Source organism: Actinomycetospora sp. CA-101289 (assembly GCF_050955895.1).
GTDB lineage: Bacteria > Actinomycetota > Actinomycetes > Mycobacteriales > Pseudonocardiaceae > Actinomycetospora.
Window position 1 is genome coordinate 702,181 of the sequence record NZ_CP192093.1, and the last position, 16,575, is coordinate 718,755.

Sequence of the window (16,575 nt, forward strand, 5' to 3'; positions counted from 1 at the left end):
CGTCTGCGGAGCCGCTCCGCTGACACTGGGCTCAGGACACGCCCTCCGGGGCCGCGCCGGTGACCTGGACGCCGTCGGCGGTGATGCGCTCGATCTCGGCGAGGTCGTCGGCCGAGAGCGTCACGTCCACTGCGGCCAGCGAGCGCTCGATGTTCTTGTCCGACCGGGCGCCGACGATGGCCACGTCGATGCCGTCCTGCGCGAGCACCCACGCGATCGCGAGCTGCGAGACCTCGCAGCCCTTGTCCGCCGCGAACGAGCGCAGCCGTTCGACGACCTCGAGGTTCTGGCGGAACTTCTCGCCCTGGAACGCCGAGGCCTGCGAGCGCCAGTCGGAGTCCTCGAACGTCGTCGAGGAGTCCATCGTCCCGGTCAGCAGCCCCGAGCCGAGCGGGCTGTACACCAGCGTGCCGATGTCGTGCTCGCGCGCGTAGGGCAGCACGCCGTCCTCGATGTGGCGGCGGAACAGGTGGTACGGCGGCTGCAGGGTCTCGACGGGACGCCGCCGGTCGAACGCGGCCATCTGGTCCTGGTCGAAGTTGGACACGCCGACGTGTCGGATCTTGCCCTCGTCGACGAGCTCCTGGAGGTGGCCCGCGGCGTCCTCGAACGGGGTCTGCTCGTCGGGCCAGTGCACCTGGTACAGGTCGATGTGATCGATCTTCATCGCCTTCAGCGACGACTCGACGCCCGAGCGCAGGTATTCGCGCGATGAGTCCCGCGGCCGGTCGGTGCCGGGGTTGATGCCGCCCTTCGTCGCGATGACCACCGAGTCCCGGTGGCGGTCGAGCTCGCCGCGCAGCGCGTTGGCGAGCACCTCCTCGGACTGGCCGAACCCGTACGCCTGGGCGGTGTCGAAGAAGTTCACCCCGAGGTCGAGCGCGTGGCGGATCGCCCGCTGCGCCTGGTCGGCGTCGTACGAGCCCCACTCGCCCGAGACCTGCCAGGTACCGAACGCGATCCGCGACACCTGCAGCTCGGTCTTGCCCAGTCTCGTCATCTCCATCCCGTCGCGTACCCGCTCCCGGAGAGGTTGAACGACGGACGAATCGTGGGTCACCTGACGCCGGGCCCGCGATCCGGCACGCTCGGCGCCGTGCGCATCCTCGTCACCGCGCTCGGCGCGCCGGGCCACGCCTTCCCGCTCGTCCCGCTGGCCACGGCCCTGCGCGACGCCGGACACGACGTCACGTTCGCGGCCGGCCCGGACGTGCTCGGCGGCGTCGCCACCACCGGGCTCGCGGTCCTGCCCTCGGGCGGAGGTCTGGCCGAGGGGTTCGTCGTCGCGCGGGAACGCCTCGGGGTCGCGACGTGGCCGCCGGACCGCGCGACGGAGTGGACGCTCGCGACGGAGGTCTTCGGCGACATCCTGCCGCGCCGGGTCGTGGCCGACCTCGCGCCGTGGCTCGCGACGCACCGGCCGGACCTCGTGGTGGCCGAGATCGGCGACCAGGGCGCGGCCCTCGCGGCGGCGGCGGCGGGCGTCCCCTGCGTCCTGCACGGCGTCGGCCGGCGTCCGCCCCTGCAGGCGCCGATGTACCACCGCGCCCGCGGCTCCGTGCTCGCCCTCGCCACGGAGCTCGGGCTCGACCTGGTGGAGGGGGCGCCCCTCGGCCACGCGTCCCTCGACCCCTGCCCGCCCTCGCTGCAGGCGCCGCCCGAGGGGGACGAGCTGGCCGAGCTCCCGCTGCGCCCGACCGCCTGGAACCCGCCCGTCCCGGGGTCGTCGCCGCCCGCGTCCGGCCGGCCGTGGGCCTACCTCACGCTCGGCACCGCCATGGGGACGTCCGGGGTCCTGCGGACGGCCGCCGCCGCGCTCGCCGGCCTCGACCTCGACGTGCTCGTGGCCGCCGGCTCGATCGCGATCGGCGAGCTCGACGGGCTCGCGACCGACCGGGTGCGCGTCGAGCCGTTCGTCGCCCAGGCCGACGTCCTGGCCTCGGACCACCCGCCGGTGCTCGTCGTCCACCACGGCGGGAGCGGGACGACGCTCGGGGCCGCGGCGGCCGGGATCCCGCAGCTGTTCCTCCCCCAGGGCGCCGACCAGTTCTTCAACGCCGCGGCCGTCTCCGCGATCGGCGCAGGCGCCACCGTCGCGTCGCCGGACGGGGTCGCCGCGGCGGCGGGTCCGCTGATCGCCGAGGGCCCCGCTCGCGCCGCGGCCCGGGCGCTCGCGTCCGAGATCGCCGCGATGCCGTCGCCGTCCGACGTCGCGGCGGCCGTCGGGGCGTGGGGTCAGCCCGAGATGTAGGCCTCGAGCTGGCTGCGGTGCTCCTCGAGCTGGTCGATGCGGCTCTTGACGACGTCGCCGATGCTGACGATCCCCGTCAGCTTCCCCGCGTCGTCGACGACGGGGACGTGGCGGATGCGCTTGTCGGTCATCGTCCGGCTCAGCGTCTGGAGGTCGTCGGTCGCGCGGCAGGTGGCGACGACCGCGGTCATGATCTCGGAGATCGGCGCGTCCAGCAGCGACGCGCCGCGGCGGTGCAGGTGCCGCACGACGTCGCGCTCGGAGACGATCCCGGCGAGCCGGTCGTCCTCGCACACGACCGCGGCGCCGACGTTGCGCTCGGCGAGCACCGCGAGCAGCGACGCCACGGGGTCGGCGGGGGACACGGTGAGCACCGCGTTCCCCTTCTGGGCGAGCAGGTCCGCGATCCGCATGGCCGTCCCCTTCGTCGGGTGTGCGACACGCAGAGGATGGCAGGGACCCTCCGTGTTCGGCCAGACCTTGACAGTGAGCTCACGAGTGCGCATCGGTCCTGGTCAGCAGCACGGCCACGCCCAGCAGCGGTCCCGCGAGGGCGGCCACCACCACCGGCAGCGCCACCCAGACCGTGCCGACGCCGACCGCCACGAGCACGGCGATCGCCACCGCCTCCGACCCGAACCCCGCCACCGACGTCACCGTCGCCCGGGCCTCGCCGGTGACGGCATCCTGCACCCGGGTCTCGACGACGACGAGCAGCATCTGCAGCACGCCGTAGCCCGCGGCGATCGCCACGAACCCGGGCCCGACCGGCAGCAGCGCGCCGGCCGCGACGGCCAGCGCCGCCCCGGCCAGCAGCGCCCCGAGCGCCCGGGGCGCGAGCCGCGCGCAGCGCCCGGCCAGCGCCGCGCAGCCCGCCTCGGCGACGCCCACGACGGCCAGCAGCACCGCGACCAGCGCCGGGGACGCGCCGCCCTCGGACGCCACGAGCGGCAGGTACTCGTCGAAGGCGATCAGGCCGGTGAGCAGGGCGGTGACGACGACCGCGCGCCGCAGCAGCGCCGTCCGCGACACCTCGGCGAGCCCGTCGCGCAGCGTCGCCCACCACTCGGCGGCGACGCCGGCGAGTCGCGGGCCCGACGACCGCTCCCGCGGCGCCTCGGGAAGCGTCAGCGCGAGCGCGCCGCCGGCGAGGCACGCGGCGCTGCCGACGAGCCCCGGCAGGACGTACCCGCCGACCTGGACCAGCGGCGCGGCCAGCAGCGTGGCGACGAGGATCGCGACGAGGAAGCCCGAGCGGGCGCGGCCCATCAACGTCGCGTAGCCGTCGGTGGCGTCCCAGCCGTCGAGGGCGTCGTAGACCAGGGCCTCGAGCGTGCCCGAGCCCAGCGCGGTCGCGGCACCCCAGAGCACGAAGCCGGCCGCGAAGGACGCCGTCAACGGGACGAGGACCCAGAGGGCGAACGCGACGGCGGTCAGCGCGCCGGAGGCGGCGAGCATGCGGCGGCGCGAGGTGACGTCGGCCCAGGCGCCCGACGGCACCTCGAGGACGAGCGAGGTCAGCGACCACAGCCCGAACAGCACCGAGATCGCCGCGTCGGAGAGCCCGTGGTCGGCGAAGAGCAGCGCATAGAGCGGGTAGAGCGGCACGAACTGGCCGAGCGCCTCGACGGCGACGACCCGCGCTCCGAACCCGCGCGGGACCCGGGGGTCACCCGGGCGGGGCGATCAATGTCGACGGAAGAGGTTCTGCACGTCGACCAGCCTATGTGCGCGATCTTCACGGGTACAGCCGCGAATTCCGCTCACGTAGAAGGATGCGCGCCATGACCGACGAGCCCACGACCCCGACCGGCGGCAACCCGAACATGACGCGGGCGTACGGGCTGCGCGGACCGGACGACGCGCGGGCGCTCTACGACGAGTGGGCCGAGAGCTACGACGCCGACCTCGCCGACGCGAGCCAGGACTACGTCGCGCCGCGCCTCGCCGCCGACACCGTCGTGCGGTTCGCGGGCTTCGCCGGCACCGTGCTCGACGCCGGCTGCGGCACCGGGCTCGTCGGGGCGGCGCTGGCCGAGCGGGGCGTCGCGGTGATCGACGGGGTGGACGTCTCGCCGGGCATGCTCGAGCGCGCGCGGGCCACCGGCGCCTACCGCTCCCTCGAGCCCGCCGACCTCACCCGACCGCTGCCGACGGCGGACGACGCCTACGACGTCGTCGTGTGCGTCGGCACGCTGACCCACGGCCACGTCGGCCCCGAGGCGCTCGGGGAGTTCCTGCGCGTGACCCGCCCGGGCGGCACCGTCGTGGCCACGGTCCTCGACGACGTGTGGGAGTCCGGCGGCTACCGCGCCGAGGTCGACGGTCTCGTGTCCGCCGGACGGGCGGATCTCGTGTCCGCCGACCTGTCGCCCTACCGCGCGGGCGTCGGTGTCGAGGCCCGGATGCTGGTGCTGACCGCGCGCTGAGGATAGAACGGGGGCCATGACCGCCCCGCCCGACAGCACGGAACCCGAGATCCTCTGGCAGCCGGACGACGAGACCGTGCGCGCCGCCCGCATCACCGCGTTCGCGCAGCGGGCGGCCCGCGAGCACGGCGTGACGGTGGACACGTACTCCGAGCTGTGGCGCTGGTCGACCACCGATCTCCCCGCCTTCTGGGGCACGGTCGTCGACCACCTCGGCGTGCGCTTCCACGAGCAGCCGAGCGAGGTCCTCGGCAGCGAGGACATGCCCGGCGCGCGCTGGTTCCCGGGCGCCACGCTGAACTACGCCGAGCACGCGCTGCACCCCGCCGAGGGCGGCGCCGACGGCGACCTCGCGATCGTCGCCCTGCGCGAGGACGGCCGCCGGGAGCAGCGCACCTACGGCGAGCTGCGCGACGACGTCGCCCGCGCCCGCGCCGGGCTGGTCGAGCTCGGGGTGGGCCGCGGCGACCGGGTCGTCGCGCTCGCGCCGAACAGCGTCGAGACGCTCGTCGCGTTCCTCGCGGCAGCCTCGCTGGGCGCGACGTGGTCGTCGTGCTCCCCGGACTTCGGCGCCCGCGCCGTCGTCGACCGCTTCGCCCAGATCGAGCCGTCGGTGCTCGTCGTCGTCGACGGCTACCTCTACAACGGCAAGTCCTACGACATCCGCGCCACGGTCGGCGAGCTGCGCGAGCAGCTGCCGACCCTGCGCGCGACGGTCGGCATCGACTACGTCACCGACGGCGCCTGGGCCGACCACGACGACGTCCTGGGCTGGGCGGCGTTCACCGACCACGCCGGCGCCGAGCTGACCGTCGACCCGGTGCCGTTCGACCACCCGCTGTGGATCCTCTACTCGTCGGGCACCACGGGCCTGCCCAAGGGCATCGTGCACTCGCACGGCGGCATCGTCGTCCAGCACCTCGCGTCGCTGGCCCTCCAGCACGACCTCGGGCCCGGTGACCGGTTCTTCTGGTTCACCACCACCGGCTGGATGATGTGGAACCTGCTGATCTCGGGGCTGCTCGTCGGCGCCACCGTGATCGCGTTCGACGGCAGCCCGGGCCACCCCGACCTCGACGTGCTGTGGCGGATGGCCGCCGACGAGGGCGTCACGCTGTTCGGGACGTCGGCGTCGTTCGTGCAGTCGTGCCTCAAGGCCGGCCTGCGCCCGCGCGACGCGTTCGACCTCTCCGCGATCCGCTCGGTGGGCTCCACGGGCTCGCCGCTCTCGCCGGAGGGCTTCGACTGGCTCCGCGACGCGGTGGGGGAGAAGCTCCAGATCGCGTCGGTCTCCGGCGGCACCGACGTCTGCGCGGCCTTCGTCGGCGTCGCCCCGACCGTCCCCGTGTGGCGTGGAGAGATCTCCTGCCGGGCGCTCGGGGCCGCCGTGGAGTCGTTCGACCCGCAGGGCAACCCGGTGATCGACGACGTCGGCGAGCTCGTCATCACCCGCCCGATGCCCTCGATGCCGGTGATGCTGTGGAACGACCCCGACGGCTCGCGGCTGCACGAGTCGTACTTCGAGGACTTCCCCGGCGTCTGGCGCCACGGGGACTGGGTGCAGATCACGCCGCGGGGCTCGCTGGTCATCCGCGGGCGCAGCGACTCCACGCTCAACCGCGGCGGCGTGCGCATGGGCACCGCCGAGTTCTACGAGGTCGTCGAGTCGTTCGACGAGGTGCTCGACTCGCTGGTCATCGACACCTCGGGGCTCGAGGGCGCCCGCGACGGCGGCGAGCTGCTGTGCTTCCTCGTGCTCGGCGAGGGCGTGGCGTTCGACGACGTCGCGCCGCAGCTCAAGAAGGCGCTGCGCAGCCAGCTCTCGCCGCGCCACGTGCCCGACCGCTTCCTCGTCGTCGACGACATCCCGCGCACGCTCAACGGCAAGAAGTCCGAGGTGCCGGTCAAGCGGATCCTCGCCGGCACCCCGGCCGAGAAGGCGGTCAGCAAGGACGCGCTGCGCAACCCCGAGGCGCTGGAGACGGTCGTCGCGCGGGCGCGGGACTGAGGGGCCCGGACATGCAGCCCACGGCCCGCCAGGGCCGCACGCGGGCCGTCCGCATCCCGCCCGACGAGGAGGAAGTGGCTCGGCAACGGGCGGAGGACGAGAGGAAGCGCCGGGCCGTGACGATCGACCTGCACACCGGCAGCGCCGTGACGGCCATCGTCGCGGCCCACGTCGTCGCCGTCAGGTTCCGCGCGTCCCGGGACTGACCACCGGGCGGGCCTCGGGGACGACCTCCGACAGGGTGACCGTGGCGCCGAGGACGGCGCCGCGGTCGTCCCGGCGCGAGGAGATCAGCACGTCGAAGTGGCGCGGTCGTTCCGGCGCGTGGCAGGGGACCTCGACGCGGGCCGGGGCGGGCAGGTCGCCGCGCAGCGCGGCCCGGATCGCGGCGGCGACCGTGCCGCTGTGTCGGTCGGTGGAGGCGGCGGCGTCGCAGAGCGCCAGGTACGAGACCCCGATCCCGGCGCGCGCGGGGTCGCCGCCGTTGTCCCGGCAGAACGCGCGCCAGGCCTCGTCGACCCACACGATCACCCCGTCGGGACCGAGCAGCGCGGTCTCGACGGGCGGGTCGTCGCGGGCGGGCGGCGCGGCCTGTCTCCGCGCGGCGACGAGCACGGAGCGGGCGGCGCCCTCCGAGATCACCGACAGATCGCGACCGGTGATCATCGTGGCTCGGGAGGTCGGGACGGTGGTGGCGTCATCGGCTGCCTCGCGGATCGGCACGCGCGCGTACGCAGGTCGTGGCGGGGGTCCGGGCCACGCGGTGGACGCGACCCTGCCCGCGCGCGAGATCGACAGCAACTGTGGAACGGCGAACGACCCGCGGCCCGCAGCTCAGGCCGGGGCGGCGATCTCCGCGAGGTCGTCGGCGTCGGTCAGCGGCGCGTCGGTCTGGTCGCGCACCTCGTCGCCGGTGACGCCGGGGGCGAGCTCGCGCAGCACGAAGCCGCCGGGGGTGATGTCGACGACGGCGAGGTCGGTGATGACGCGCGAGACGACGCCGCGCCCGGTCAGGGGCAGCGAGCACGACTCGACGAGCTTGGCGTCGCCCTTCTTCGTCACGTGCTCCATGACCACGAGCACGCGGCGGGCGCCGTGGACGAGGTCCATCGCCCCGCCCATGCCCTTGACCATCGCGCCGGGCACCGCCCAGTTGGCGATGTCGCCGTTGACCGCGACCTGCATCGCCCCGAGCACCGCGATGTCGACCTTGCCGCCGCGGATCATCCCGAACGACAGCGCGGAGTCGAAGAACGAGCCGCCGTCGCGGACGGTCACGGTCTCCTTGCCGGCGTTGATGAGGTCGGGGTCGACCTCGTCCTCGCTCGGGTAGGGACCGACCCCGAGCAGCCCGTTCTCCGAGTGCAGGAAGACGTCGACGCCGTCGGGCTTGTGGTTCGGGATCAGCGTGGGCAGCCCGATGCCGAGGTTGACGTACGCGCCGTGGGTGAGCTCGCGGGCGGCGCGGGCGGCCATCTGCTCGCGGGACAGGGTCACGTGTTCTCCTGGGTCGTGCGCTTCTCGATGTGCTTGCGCGCGGCCTGATCGGCGGTCAGCTCGACGACGCGGTGGACGTAGATGCCGGGCACGTGGACGTCGTCGGGGTCGATCTCGCCGGGCTCGACGAGCTGCTCGACCTCGGCGATCGTCGTGCGCCCGGCCATCGCCGCGAGCGGGTTGAAGTTCCGCGCCGAGCGGTGGAAGACGAGGTTGCCGTGCCGGTCGCCCTTCGCGGCGCGCACGAGCCCGAAGTCGCAGACCAGCGAGTGCTCCAGGACGAAGGGGATCCGCCGACCGTCGAACTCGAACTCGCGGACCTCCTTCGGCGGTGACGACACCGCCACCGACCCGTCGGGGGCGTAGCGCCACGGCATCGCCCCGTCGGCGACCCAGGTGCCGACACCGGCCGGGGTGTAGAAGGCGGGCACGCCCGAACCGGCGGCGCGCAGCCGCTCGGCCAGCGTGCCCTGTGGGGTCAGCTCGACCTCGAGCTCGCCGGCGAGGTACTGCCGGCCGAACTCCTTGTTCTCGCCGATGTAGGACGCGACGACGCGGGCGATGCGGTGCTGCTCGAGCAGGATGCCCAGGCCCCAGCCGTCGGTGCCGCAGTTGTTCGACGCGACGTGCAGGTCGGTCACCGACGTCCGCGACAGCGCGTCGATGAGCACGATCGGCACACCCGAGAGGCCGAACCCGCCGACGGCCAGCGAGGCGCCGTCGGGGATGTCGGCCACGGCGTCGTCGGCCGAGGCGACGGTCTTGTCGATGCTCACGACGCGCCCTTCGCGTGCTCGCGCAGCAGCGGCGTCACGATCTCGGGCCGCTGGAAGGGGGCCAGGTGCGCGGCGTCGGCGACCGACTCGAGCCGGGCGCCGGGGATGCCGTCGGCGAGCACCTGCTGGACCTCGGGCGGCGTCGCCGGGTCCTCGACGCCGCTGACCACGAGGGTCGGCACGTCGATGCCGCCGAGCTCGTCGACGACGTCCCACGCCGCGACCGCCTCGCAGCAGCCGGCGTAGCCCTCGGCGGGCGTCGACGCGATCATGTCGCGCATCCGGCGGACCGTGTCGGGCTCGGCGTCGGCGAAGTCGTCGGTGAACCAGCGCGCGACGACCGCGTCGGCGAGGGACGCGACGCCGTCGGCGCGCGCCGTCTGCGCCCGCTGGCGGAAGGTGTCGCCGTTCGGGAAGAGCGCCGCGGTGCAGAGCAGGGCCAGCGTGCTCGCGCGCTCGGGGGCGTGCAGGCCGATCCACTGGGCGACCGCGCCGCCGAGCGAGACGCCGGCGAACGAGGCGCGGGGGACGTCGAGGTCGTCGAGGGTCTCGAGGACGTCGCGGGCCAGGTCCTCGACGGCGTAGGGCCCGTCGGGCACCGGCGAGCCGCCGTGGCCGCGGTGGTCGAGGGTGATCACGCGGAACTCGTCGGCGAGCTCGCGGCGTTGCGGCGCCCACATGTCGACGGTGCTGCCGAGCGAGCAGAGCAGGACCAGCGGGGGCGCGTCGTCGGGACCCTCGATGACGTGGTGCAGCTTCACGTCCCCCACCGTGCCCGGTCGGTCCCGTGGGTGAACCGCGGGCTTCCGTTCACCAGGACTCCAGCTTCGACGGGTGCACGGTCAGCGCGGTGACCTCGACGTCCATGTAGGGGAAGAGCGGCAGGCTCGAGAGCAGCTGGTGGAGCTCGTCGCCCGAGTCGACGTCGAAGCGGCTGACGTTGGCGTAGCGCCCGACCACGCGCCAGAGCTCGGGCCACTTGCCGGCGCGCTGGATCTCGTGGGCGCGCTCGCGCTCCCGCGCGCGGAGGTCGTCGGCGACGTCGGCGGGCATGTCGTGGGGGAGGCGGACCTCCATGCGGACGAGGAACTGCACGCGGTGCTCCTAGCGGTCGGCGCGGTGGTGGGCGAGCTTGTCGGGGTCGATCGCCACGCCCAGCCCCGGGCCCTGGCGGGCGGCGGCGCGGCCGTCGGCGATCACCGGGGGGTCGGTGAGCACGTCGTCGGTCATCAGCAGGAAGTTGGTGACCTCGACGGGGTGGCGGGCGAGCGACCGCAGGCCACAGGCCAGCGCGGTCGAGGCCACGGTGCCGAGCATCCCGTCGATCTGGTTGCCGACGACGGTGGTGACGCCGAGGCCCTCGCACAGCCCGACGATCTTCGCGGAGTCGGTGAAGCCGGTGCGCGCGACCTTCACACTGATCGCCTGGGACTCGGCGTCGAGCAGCGAGCGCGCCACCCCGCCGAGCGTGATCGTCGACTCGTCGCCGACCACGGGGATGGGGCTGGCCGCGACGATCCGGCGCCGGCCGAGGACGTCGTCGGCGGGGTTGGGCTCCTCGAGCATCGTCACGTGGAAGTCGGTGAGCCGGCGCGCGGCGACGATCGCGGTGTCGGCGTCCCAGCCGCGGTTGGCGTCGGCGTAGAGCTCCGCGGAGTCGCCCAGCTCGCGGCGCAGCTCGCGGACCGCGGCGAGGTCGTGCGCGAGATCCCGGCCCACCTTCACCTTGAACGCCTCGACGCCGTACTGCTCGCTCATCTCCACGGCGTCGGCGACCATCTCCGCCGGCGTCCCGAGCCCGATCATGTGGGCGACGCGGACGTCGTCGGCGGCGTGCCCGAGCAGCGCGTGCACCGGCTGCCCACAGGCCTGCCCGACGAGGTCCCACAGGGCGACGTCGATCGCCCCGCGGGCGGCGTTGTTGGCGACGGTGCGGGCGAGGTCGGCGCGGATCCGCTCGCGGGCGAACGGGTCGGCGCCGACGAGCACCGGGGCGAACAGGTCGCGGACCGCGGCCACGATCGACGCCGCGGTCTCGCCGTAGGTGTAGGGACGGGGCGGGGCCTCGCCGTGCCCGACCAGGCCGTCGTCGGTGGTGACCCGCACGAGGACGTGGTCGGCGGCGGTGGCCGTGCCGCTGGCGAACGCGAACGGCCGCCGGTACGGGATCGCGAGCGGGATCGCCTCGACGGAACGGATCTTCATGCGGGCGCGGTCTCCCTCGGGGGGTCGGCGGTCTCCGGTCGGCACAGCACCTCGAGCGCGCGCGCCAGGGCCGGGCGGGGGTCGTCGCGGCGCCAGGCGAGCGCGACGTCGGTGGTGACGGGGTCGTGGTCCTCGAGCTCGACGTAGTGCACGCCCGCGACGGCCACCGCGAGCACCGACGACGGCAGCAGCGCCACGCCGGCGCCCGCGGCGACGAGCGCGAGCACGATCGAGGTCTGGTCGGCCTCGTGGGTGTGCCGGGGCGTGAACCCCGCCGCTCGGCACGCCCGCGCGGCCGCGTCGCCGACCACGGACCCCGGTGCGGAGTAGACGACGAAGTCCTCGTCGGCGAGGTCGGCGAGGCGCACGGGCGTGGGGTGTGCGTGCTTCTCCGTGCCCTGGCACGGGCAAGCGCGCACGAGGCCGGAGGCCCGAGGCACCGCCAGGACCAGGCGCTCGCGGGCGAGGACGTGGTGGGCGAGCGCGGGGTCGGCGACGGGCAGGCGCAGCACCGCGAGGTCGATCGTGTGCTCGCCCAGCGCGGCCTCGAGGGCGGGCGTGAGCATCTCGGTCGCGAAGCTCAGCGCCAGCCCCGGCAGCTCCTCGTCCAGCCGCCGGACCAGGGCCGGGAGGTGGCCGTACGTCGCCAGGCCCGTCGCCCCGACGCGCAGCCGCCCGAGCGCGCCCGCCGCGACGCGGCCCACCTGGTCGCGGGCCGCGTCGAGCGAGGCGAGGATGCGCACGGCCTCGGGCAGCAGCGCCTCCCCGGCGGCGGTCAGGTCGACCCGCCGCGTGGTGCGCTCGAAGAGCGGCGCGCCGAGCTGCGACTCCAGCTGCCGGATCGCCTGGGACAGCGGCGACTGGGCGATGTGCAGCCGCTCGGCGGCCCGCCCGAAGTGCCGCGTCTCGGCGACGGCGACGAAGTAGCGCAGCTGGCGGGTCTCCACTAGTCCCGACCGATGGTCGAGCTCCGCTCCGCTGCGTCTCCCGACTCCGGCTCCAGCACGAAGTCCCGGTCGGACCGGACCTCGTCCCCGTTGCCGGTGGGCTGCGGGTCCAGCGTCAGCTCGGGCTTGTCGGCCGAGGCGACGTCGTGGCCCAGGTAGGGGTCGCCGGTGAAGAACAGCTGCGAGGTCAGCGTGCGGTGCCCCGGCGCGGCGACGAGCAGGTGGAGGTGGGCGGGGCGCCACGGGCTCCAGCCGGCGGCCTGGGTCATCTGCCCGGTCGGCCCGTCGAGCGGGATCGTGTACGGCGCGGGCTTGCGGGTGTGGATCTCGAAGCGGCCCTCGTCGTCGCAGCGGACCACGCCGCGCAGGTTGCCGGCCGGCGGGGCCGCGGCGAACCCGGAGTACCAGCCGTCGGCGTCGGTGTGCCAGATGTCGACGGTCGCCCCCGCGAGCGGCGTCCCGTCGGTCGCGGTGACCTGGCCGGCGAGGATCATCGGCGTGCCCGGCTCGTCGTCGCGCATCGGCAGCGTGGCCGGCGAGTCGAGCCGGACCTGCCCGTCGAGCCAGAACGGGCCGAGGATCGTGCCGACCGAGCCCTGCTGCGTCGCGGCGGCCACCTTCTCGACCTCGAACTCGAGGTAGACGTCCAGGAACAGCGGCCACTCGCCGGTGTCCGAGACCGCGATCAGCCACTGCTTGAACGCGTCGAACTCCTCGTAGGTCACCTGGTGGTCGCGGATCGCGGACCGGATGCCCTCCAGCGCGGCGCCGACCACGGTGGCCACGCGCTGCGGGTCGGCGCCGCCGGCGGCCGGGCCGCGGAGGTTCGACGCGCCGGAGCGGGCGATCTCGGTGGCGTGGGCGCCGGCGGTCACCGCGTCGGAGACGGACTGGTCCTGGGTGCTGGTCATGCAGGGCTCCTGGTGGTGGTGGTGAGGTCCGCGGCGTCGTGCTCGTGGACCCAGTCGTTGGCGGGCAGGTAGCCGGCGAAGCGCCGGTCCCGCTCGACGAGGCGGGGGTGGTCGTCGGCGAGGTGCAGCAAGGTGCCGGTGTCCCAGGCGCTGGCGGCGATCGCGCGGGTGCGGGCCCGGCGCCGCCGCGGGTACGCGGCCAGCGCGGTCGCGGGATCGTGCTCGACGATCAGGTGGGCGAGCACCACGGCGTCCTCGATCGACTGGTTCGCCCCCTGCCCGTGGTGGGGCAGCATCGCGTGGCAGGCATCGCCGATCAGCGCCGCGCGGCCCCGCGTCCAGCGCGTCAGCGCGGGCTGGGACAGCAGCGGCCAGCGCGGGCTCTGCGGCACCGCGGCGAGCATCTCGCGCACCGCGGGGTGCCAGCCGGCGAACGCGTCGAGCAGCTCGCCGTCGCGGGCCTCGCGGGTGCCGCCCTCCCAGGTCGCCGGGCCGCAGAGGACGGCGAAGAAGTTGACGGTGTCGTCGTCGCGGCCCAGCGCGTAGTGCAGCAGGTGCGCGTCCGGCCCGGCCCAGAACTGGATCGCGAGCGGGTCGGGCAGGCTCGGCAGCGCGTCGACCGGGACGAGGCCGCGGAACGCGCTGGTGCCCGAGTAGCGGGGGCCGGTGCCCGGGCCGGTGACCGCGTCGCGCACCGTCGAGTGCACGCCGTCCGCGCCGACGACGACGTCCCCGCCGACCTCGGAGCCGTCGTCGAGCGTGAGCGTCCCGCCGTCGGTGTCGACGGCGGTGACCGCGTGCCCGAGGTGCAGGTGTTCCGCGCCCGCAGCGTCGACGAAGGCGGCGGCCAGCGCCTGCTGCAGGTCGACGCGGTGCACGCCCCAGTAGGGCGCGCCGAAGCGCGCGCGGTAGGCGGCGCCGCCCGGGTGGGCCGCGATCCGCGCGCCGGTGCGCCCGTCGCGGTGGATCAGCTCGGTGGGCTGGGTGGAGACGGCGTCGAGGGCCTCGCCGACGCCGAGCCGGTAGAGCAGCCGCGTGCCGTTGGCCGACAGCGCGACGGCGGCGCCGACCTCGCGCAGTTCGGTGGCGCGCTCGTGGAGGTCGACGGTGACGCCGGCCCGCGCCAGGGCGATGCCCAGCGTCAGCCCGCCGATGCCCGCGCCGGCGACGACCACCCGTGTCATCTCGTCGTCCCCCTCCCGGCGTCGCTGCCCCGTCCCGTCGTGAACCATGACACGACGAATGTGCCGACAGAAGGACCCATTGGCGACCGATCCAGACGCTGGACGTCTCGGTCGGCGGCGGGGGTGACCCTCGCCCGGCCGCGTGGCCCGCGCGCGGGAGCGGGCACTACCGTCGAGGTGGAGCGGTCAGCGGGACCCGGAGAGGCGGACCATGACGGAGCGCACGGACCCGTCGACGATGCGGCAGGTCCTGGGGCACTTCCCCTCGGGCGTCACCATCGTCACCGGCACCACCGACGAGGGGCCGGCCGGCTTCACCTGTCAGTCGTTCTCGTCGCTCTCGCTCGACCCGCCGCTGGTGCTCGTGCTGCCGGGGCGCTCGTCGTCGAGCTGGCCGCGCATCGAGGCCACCGGCCGCTTCTGCGTCAACGTGCTCGCCGAGGGGCAGCAGCAGCTCTCGACGCGGTTCGCGATGTCGGGCGGCGACAAGTTCGCCGGGGTGTCCTGGGCGCCGTCGGGGCTGGGCTCGCCGGTGCTCGAGGGCGCCACCGCCTGGATCGACTGCACGCTGCACGACGTTCACGACGGCGGCGACCACCTCATCGTCGTCGGCGCGGTGCACGACCTGGGCGCGACGGGCGACATCCCGCCGCTGCTGTTCCACCGCGGCGGCTACGCCCGCACGGCGGTCGACGAGTGAGCGGACCGCTCGCCGACGTCCGGGTCCTCGAGCTGGGCACGATCGTCGCGGGCCCGTTCGCGGGGCGGCTGCTGGCCGACTACGGCGCCGACGTCGTCAAGATCGAGCCGCCCGGCGGCAAGGACCCCATGCGCGACTGGGGCCAGGAGTCCTACAAGGGCCACCGGCTCTGGTGGACCGTCCACGCCCGCAACAAGCGCTGCATCACCCTCGACCTGCGCGGACAGCGGGGCCAGGAGCTGTTCCTGCGCCTCGTCGAGGGCGCCGACGTGGTCGTCGAGAACTTCCGCCCGGGCACCCTCGAGCGCTGGAACCTGGGCTGGGACCGGCTGTCGGCGGCCAACCCGGGGCTCGTGCTGGCGCGGGTGTCGGGCTACGGGCAGACCGGGCCGTACGCCGACAAGGCGGGCTACGCGTCGGTGGCCGAGGCCCTGTCGGGGCTGCGCTACATCAACGGTTATCCGGGGCAGGCGCCGCCGCGGATGGCGATCTCGCTGGGCGACTCGCTGGCGGGCATGGTCGCCGTGCAGGGGGTGCTCGCCGCGCTGCACCACCGCGAGCGCACCGGCGAGGGCCAGGTCGTCGACGTCGCGCTGACCGAGGCGTGCCTGTCGGTGCTCGAGTCGGTGATCCCCGAGTACGACAAGCTCGGGCGGGTGCGCCAGCCCGGCGGCACGCGCCTCGACGGGATCGCGCCGTCGAACGTCTACCGGACCGGCGACGGTCTGTGGCTGGTCGTCGCGGCCAACCAGGACACGGTGTTCCGGCGGTTGTGCGCCGCGATGGGCCGTCCCGAGCTGGCCGACGACCCGCGCTACGCCGATCACCGCGCCCGCGGCGTGCACCAGGACGAGCTCGACGAGCTGGTCGGCGCGTGGGTGGGGGCGCGGCCCGCGGACGAGGTCCGGCGCGTGCTCGACGAGGCCGGCGTGATCTGCGGGCCGATCAACACCGCGGCCGAGGTCGTCGCCGACCCCCAGCTGCGGGCGCGCGACATGTTCGTGGCGCACCACGACGAGCGCTTCGACGAGGACGTGCTGGGGCCGGGCGTGGTGCCGGGGTTCTCGGCGACGCCGGGTGAGGTGCGCTGGGCGGGTCCGCCGGTGCCCGGGCACCACAACGCCGAGGTCTACGCGGAGCTGGGGCTCTCGGGGGACGAGATCGACGCCCTGGCCGGCGCCGACGTCATCTGAGCCCGTCGGGACCCGGCGCGAAGGCGTCCCGGACCGCCTGCAGATCGGCGCGCAGGGCCTCGGCCCGGTCCGCGCCCAGCACCTGCGCGACGCGGTGCTCGATCTCCGGGACCAGGCCCTGCGCCAGGGCGACGACGTCGCGGCCCCGCTCCGTCGGCACCACGAGCTTGGCGCGCCGGTCGCCGGGATCGGGCACGCGGACCACGTAGTCGTGGTCCTCCAGGTGACGCACGAGCTCGGCCATCGCCTGCTTGGTCATCTGGGCGCGCTCGGCGAGCAGGCTGACGGTGGTCCCCGTGTCGTCGAGGTACTGGAACACCGCCGCGTGCGCGGAGCGGACCGCGTCGTGGCCCCCCTCGGCCAGGCGCGCGAGGACGACGTCGTTGAGCGCCACGAACGACTCGCGCATCAGGACGGCGAGGTTGGCCGGCCGCTCGCGACCGGCCAGGGTCGGTATGCGGTTTGACATCGACA

Annotated in this window: 19 protein-coding genes; 6 read left to right on the plus strand and 13 right to left on the minus strand. The window is 74.7% G+C overall.

Going from position 1 to position 16,575, the window contains the following annotated elements; genetic code table 11:
• Window positions 1-31: 31 nt before the first annotated feature.
• Window positions 32-1,000 (minus strand): aldo/keto reductase, encoded by a 969-nt coding sequence (locus ACQPX6_RS03425; protein ID WP_433785432.1) that lies wholly within the window; start codon window positions 998-1,000, stop codon window positions 32-34.
• Between the two features lie 51 nt (window positions 1,001-1,051).
• Here ACQPX6_RS03425 and ACQPX6_RS03430 point away from each other — a divergent pair, with 51 nt between their 5' ends.
• Window positions 1,052-2,251, plus strand: coding sequence for a glycosyltransferase (locus tag ACQPX6_RS03430; protein ID WP_433785433.1), 1,200 nt, complete (start codon window positions 1,052-1,054; stop codon window positions 2,249-2,251).
• Here the strand turns inward: ACQPX6_RS03430 and ACQPX6_RS03435 are convergent.
• Together ACQPX6_RS03435 and ACQPX6_RS03440 are read right to left on the minus strand one after the other, a co-directional pair.
• Window positions 2,236-2,664 carry a CBS domain-containing protein gene (locus ACQPX6_RS03435; RefSeq protein WP_433785435.1) on the minus strand — a complete coding sequence of 143 codons (429 nt, stop codon included), beginning with the start codon at window positions 2,662-2,664 and terminating at the stop codon, window positions 2,236-2,238. The two genes, ACQPX6_RS03430 and ACQPX6_RS03435, sit on opposite strands and share 16 nt — an antisense overlap.
• 79 nt (window positions 2,665-2,743) lie before the next feature.
• Complete coding sequence (locus tag ACQPX6_RS03440) at window positions 2,744-3,859, minus strand: MFS transporter (protein ID WP_433785437.1); 1,116 nt, start codon at window positions 3,857-3,859, stop codon at window positions 2,744-2,746.
• Between the two features lie 176 nt (window positions 3,860-4,035).
• On the opposite strand from ACQPX6_RS03440, the gene ACQPX6_RS03445 reads away from it, so the two are divergent.
• The 3 genes from ACQPX6_RS03445 to ACQPX6_RS03455 are packed head-to-tail and all read left to right on the plus strand — an operon-like array spanning window position 4,036 to window position 6,894.
• Window positions 4,036-4,680, plus strand: a complete 645-nt coding sequence (locus tag ACQPX6_RS03445; RefSeq protein WP_433785439.1) for a class I SAM-dependent DNA methyltransferase — start codon at window positions 4,036-4,038, stop codon at window positions 4,678-4,680.
• Window positions 4,681-4,696: 16 nt separating this feature from the next.
• On the plus strand, window positions 4,697-6,688 hold the full coding sequence (locus ACQPX6_RS03450; RefSeq protein ID WP_433785441.1) for an acetoacetate--CoA ligase: 1,992 nt from the start codon (window positions 4,697-4,699) through the stop codon (window positions 6,686-6,688).
• An 11-nt stretch (window positions 6,689-6,699) separates the two neighbouring features.
• Window positions 6,700-6,894: a hypothetical protein gene (locus tag ACQPX6_RS03455; RefSeq protein ID WP_433785443.1), complete on the plus strand. Its 195-nt coding sequence runs from the start codon at window positions 6,700-6,702 to the stop codon at window positions 6,892-6,894.
• Here the strand turns inward: ACQPX6_RS03455 and ACQPX6_RS03460 are convergent.
• The 9 genes from ACQPX6_RS03460 to ACQPX6_RS03500 all read right to left on the minus strand — a co-directional run bounded on the left by ACQPX6_RS03460 (window position 6,869) and on the right by ACQPX6_RS03500 (window position 14,208).
• Window positions 6,869-7,354: a PAS domain-containing protein gene (locus ACQPX6_RS03460; RefSeq protein WP_433785444.1), complete on the minus strand. Its 486-nt coding sequence runs from the start codon at window positions 7,352-7,354 to the stop codon at window positions 6,869-6,871. The two genes, ACQPX6_RS03455 and ACQPX6_RS03460, sit on opposite strands and share 26 nt — an antisense overlap.
• Window positions 7,355-7,522: 168 nt before the next feature.
• On the minus strand, window positions 7,523-8,164 hold the full coding sequence (locus tag ACQPX6_RS03465; protein WP_433788179.1) for a 3-oxoacid CoA-transferase subunit B: 642 nt from the start codon (window positions 8,162-8,164) through the stop codon (window positions 7,523-7,525).
• 17 nt (window positions 8,165-8,181) lie between these two features.
• Window positions 8,182-8,955: a CoA transferase subunit A gene (locus ACQPX6_RS03470; protein ID WP_433788180.1), complete on the minus strand. Its 774-nt coding sequence runs from the start codon at window positions 8,953-8,955 to the stop codon at window positions 8,182-8,184.
• Window positions 8,956-8,957: 2 nt separating this feature from the next.
• Window positions 8,958-9,722, minus strand: coding sequence for a 3-oxoadipate enol-lactonase (gene pcaD / locus ACQPX6_RS03475; RefSeq protein WP_433785445.1), 765 nt, complete (start codon window positions 9,720-9,722; stop codon window positions 8,958-8,960).
• A gap of 49 nt (window positions 9,723-9,771) precedes the next feature.
• A complete protein-coding gene (catC, locus tag ACQPX6_RS03480; RefSeq protein ID WP_433785446.1) occupies window positions 9,772-10,056 on the minus strand; it encodes a muconolactone Delta-isomerase in 285 nt (94 codons plus the stop codon).
• 9 nt (window positions 10,057-10,065) lie between these two features.
• Window positions 10,066-11,166, minus strand: a complete 1,101-nt coding sequence (locus tag ACQPX6_RS03485; protein ID WP_433785447.1) for a mandelate racemase/muconate lactonizing enzyme family protein — start codon at window positions 11,164-11,166, stop codon at window positions 10,066-10,068.
• On the minus strand, window positions 11,163-12,113 hold the full coding sequence (locus ACQPX6_RS03490) for a LysR substrate-binding domain-containing protein (RefSeq protein WP_433785448.1): 951 nt from the start codon (window positions 12,111-12,113) through the stop codon (window positions 11,163-11,165). Before ACQPX6_RS03490 ends, ACQPX6_RS03485 begins: the two co-directional genes overlap by 4 nt.
• On the minus strand, window positions 12,113-13,024 hold the full coding sequence (locus ACQPX6_RS03495; protein ID WP_433785450.1) for a dioxygenase: 912 nt from the start codon (window positions 13,022-13,024) through the stop codon (window positions 12,113-12,115). The genes ACQPX6_RS03490 and ACQPX6_RS03495 overlap by 1 nt, the downstream gene beginning before the upstream one ends.
• Complete coding sequence (locus ACQPX6_RS03500) at window positions 13,021-14,208, minus strand: FAD-dependent monooxygenase (protein ID WP_433785451.1); 1,188 nt, start codon at window positions 14,206-14,208, stop codon at window positions 13,021-13,023. Before ACQPX6_RS03500 ends, ACQPX6_RS03495 begins: the two co-directional genes overlap by 4 nt.
• Window positions 14,209-14,419: 211 nt before the next feature.
• Between ACQPX6_RS03500 and ACQPX6_RS03505 the strand changes: the two genes are divergently transcribed.
• Together ACQPX6_RS03505 and ACQPX6_RS03510 are read left to right on the plus strand one after the other, a co-directional pair.
• Window positions 14,420-14,908, plus strand: coding sequence for a flavin reductase family protein (locus ACQPX6_RS03505; RefSeq protein WP_433785452.1), 489 nt, complete (start codon window positions 14,420-14,422; stop codon window positions 14,906-14,908).
• Window positions 14,905-16,101, plus strand: coding sequence for a CaiB/BaiF CoA transferase family protein (locus ACQPX6_RS03510; protein ID WP_433785453.1), 1,197 nt, complete (start codon window positions 14,905-14,907; stop codon window positions 16,099-16,101). The genes ACQPX6_RS03505 and ACQPX6_RS03510 overlap by 4 nt, the downstream gene beginning before the upstream one ends.
• Here the strand turns inward: ACQPX6_RS03510 and ACQPX6_RS03515 are convergent.
• On the minus strand, window positions 16,094-16,570 hold the full coding sequence (locus ACQPX6_RS03515) for a MarR family winged helix-turn-helix transcriptional regulator (protein WP_433785454.1): 477 nt from the start codon (window positions 16,568-16,570) through the stop codon (window positions 16,094-16,096). The genes ACQPX6_RS03510 and ACQPX6_RS03515 overlap by 8 nt on opposite strands.
• Between the last annotated feature and the right edge of the window lie 5 nt (window positions 16,571-16,575).

Coding starts and splice junctions, on each gene's coding strand:
- ACQPX6_RS03505 (WP_433785452.1), top strand. CDS start 14,420: ATGACGGAGCGCACGGACCCGTCGACGATGCGGCAGGTCCTGGGGCAC.
- ACQPX6_RS03485 (WP_433785447.1), bottom strand. CDS start 11,166: ATGAAGATCCGTTCCGTCGAGGCGATCCCGCTCGCGATCCCGTACCGG.
- ACQPX6_RS03435 (WP_433785435.1), bottom strand. CDS start 2,664: ATGCGGATCGCGGACCTGCTCGCCCAGAAGGGGAACGCGGTGCTCACC.
- ACQPX6_RS03450 (WP_433785441.1), top strand. CDS start 4,697: ATGACCGCCCCGCCCGACAGCACGGAACCCGAGATCCTCTGGCAGCCG.
- ACQPX6_RS03500 (WP_433785451.1), bottom strand. CDS start 14,208: ATGACACGGGTGGTCGTCGCCGGCGCGGGCATCGGCGGGCTGACGCTG.
- ACQPX6_RS03495 (WP_433785450.1), bottom strand. CDS start 13,024: ATGACCAGCACCCAGGACCAGTCCGTCTCCGACGCGGTGACCGCCGGC.
- ACQPX6_RS03425 (WP_433785432.1), bottom strand. CDS start 1,000: ATGACGAGACTGGGCAAGACCGAGCTGCAGGTGTCGCGGATCGCGTTC.
- ACQPX6_RS03445 (WP_433785439.1), top strand. CDS start 4,036: ATGACCGACGAGCCCACGACCCCGACCGGCGGCAACCCGAACATGACG.
- ACQPX6_RS03515 (WP_433785454.1), bottom strand. CDS start 16,570: ATGTCAAACCGCATACCGACCCTGGCCGGTCGCGAGCGGCCGGCCAAC.
- ACQPX6_RS03455 (WP_433785443.1), top strand. CDS start 6,700: ATGCAGCCCACGGCCCGCCAGGGCCGCACGCGGGCCGTCCGCATCCCG.
- ACQPX6_RS03465 (WP_433788179.1), bottom strand. CDS start 8,164: ATGGCCGCCCGCGCCGCCCGCGAGCTCACCCACGGCGCGTACGTCAAC.
- ACQPX6_RS03460 (WP_433785444.1), bottom strand. CDS start 7,354: ATGATCACCGGTCGCGATCTGTCGGTGATCTCGGAGGGCGCCGCCCGC.